Origin of the sequence: Kitasatospora nipponensis (genome assembly GCF_039528135.1) — a bacterium.
GTDB classification, from domain to species: Bacteria; Actinomycetota; Actinomycetes; order Streptomycetales; family Streptomycetaceae; genus Kitasatospora; species Kitasatospora nipponensis.
In genome coordinates this window covers 1-1,727 of sequence record NZ_BAAALF010000227.1, presented here as the reverse complement: position 1 = coordinate 1,727, position 1,727 = coordinate 1, and the positions used below count along the sequence as shown (strand labels likewise).

Annotated in this window: 2 protein-coding genes; one reads left to right on the top strand and one right to left on the bottom strand. The window is 76.6% G+C overall.

Annotated features, from left to right (window positions below; genetic code table 11):
- Nucleotides 1-129: 129 nt before the first annotated feature.
- On the bottom strand, nt 130-309 hold the full coding sequence (locus ABD323_RS35820) for a hypothetical protein (RefSeq protein WP_344446272.1): 180 nt from the start codon (nt 307-309) through the stop codon (nt 130-132).
- A gap of 489 nt (nt 310-798) precedes the next feature.
- Between ABD323_RS35820 and ABD323_RS35815 the strand changes: the two genes are divergently transcribed.
- Nucleotides 799-1,727, top strand: a 929-nt coding sequence (locus tag ABD323_RS35815; RefSeq protein WP_344446271.1) for an AfsR/SARP family transcriptional regulator, incomplete at its 3' end; no start/stop codon positions are given.

The window sequence follows — 1,727 nt, the reverse complement described above, 5'->3', positions numbered from 1 at the left end:
CGCTCCCCCCCCCGGGGTGGGGGGGCACCGGGGCGGCGGCGCGGTGCGTGCTGCGCGAGCGGCTGCGCGACCCGCGGGACGGTGGGTCTGTGGGTGGGTGACCGACGCGGGCCGCTCACCGCGGGCAGGTCACCGCGGGTACTCGTCGTCGTCGACCGGGACCTCGCGGCTCTGCTCGAAGGCGTCCGCGACGTCCGCGGCGGCGGCCAGCGGCAGATCGTCGCGCGCGGGGAGCTCCGCGTCCACGGCGGGCTCCGGATCCTCCGGGTCCCGCGAGTCGACGACGAATTCAGCGGCGTAGTCGGTCATGACCTCACCCCTCACCCCATCACGGATCAGTGGCCACGGCGGCCACTGCTGTCCCCCAACACTTACCCGACGGCCGGGCTCCCACTCGGCACCCCGGCGGGCGCGTCGTGGGCGGCCCCGGCCGGCGGCCCCCCGGGCTCCGGCCGGGCGCCCCCGCGGAAGCCCGACCAGGAGCCCCCGCGGGAGCCCGGGCCACAGCCCCGCCCGGCAGCCCGCGCCCCCGCGCGGGCCGCCGGGCTCAGGCCCAGGCGCTGTCCCTGCGGCGCTGCCCGCCACCCCCCACGGCGACCTGCGCGGATCCCGCAGCGGACCGGTTCCCGGACACCTCGGCGAACTTCTGGACGATCATCGGTTGCTTCCTCCTCGTCAAGCGGGCCTCCCCCGCGAAACCCGGCCGGCCGATGCCTCCCCCCGTGAGGCACCGACCCTGCCGGACTCGGTCGCCCTGAGCCTGCCGGAGGCCGCACACGGCCGGGTAACATGCCGATAATGGACCTTCCACAGACGGGCCAAAACACCCTCATCCCCTCGTCGGCGGAGCCCGGCAGCGCGCTGCGGTTCGGCCTGCTGGGCCCTCTGACGGTCCATGACGCCACGGGCCACGCCCTGCCGGTGCGCTCCCCCAAGTGCCGGGCCCTGCTCGCCGTCCTGCTGCTGGAGCCGAACCGGGTGGTCTCCCGGGACCGGTTGACCGCCGCGCTCTGGGGCGAGCATCCGCCGGCCACCGCCGCCACCTCGCTCAACAACCACGTGGTCCAACTGCGCCGGCTGCTCGGCCCGGAGGGACCGGTGCGGCTGCGCACGGTGGCGCCCGGCTACCTGCTGCGGGTGGCCGTCGGGGAGTTGGACACCGAGGAGTTCACCCGTCGGCTGGACCTGGCCCGCGCCGCGCACCGCCAGGAGGACTGGTGGACCGTCAGCCGGCAGGCCGGGGCGGCCCTCTCCGGTTGGCGCGGCACCCCGCTGAGCGACCTGCCGACCCTGGCCGGCGAGGCCCTGCCGCACGTCCAGCAGTTGCACGAGCAGCGGTTGCAGGCCCTGGAGTGGCGCTTCGACGCCGAGTTGGCGCTGGGGCGCCCCTTCGGGCTGGTCCCCGAACTCGGACGGCTGACCGCCGAGCACCCGCTGCGCGAGTCCTTCCACCGGCAGTTGATGCTCGCGCTGCACCGCACCGACCAGCGGGCCGAGGCGCTGGCCGTGCACCGTCGGCTGCGCCGCACGCTGATCGACGAGCTGGGCATCGAGCCGGGCGCGGGCGTGCGGGCCGCGCACCAGGAGATCCTGCGCTCGGTGCCCGGACCCGGCCAGCGCCCGGTGCCGGCCTTCGCGACCGAACCTGCCGACCTCGCGGCCCCCGCTCCGGACCCGTCGGCGCGCGACCCGCACCACCTCACTCGACCCCCGCGAGGAGCAGACCG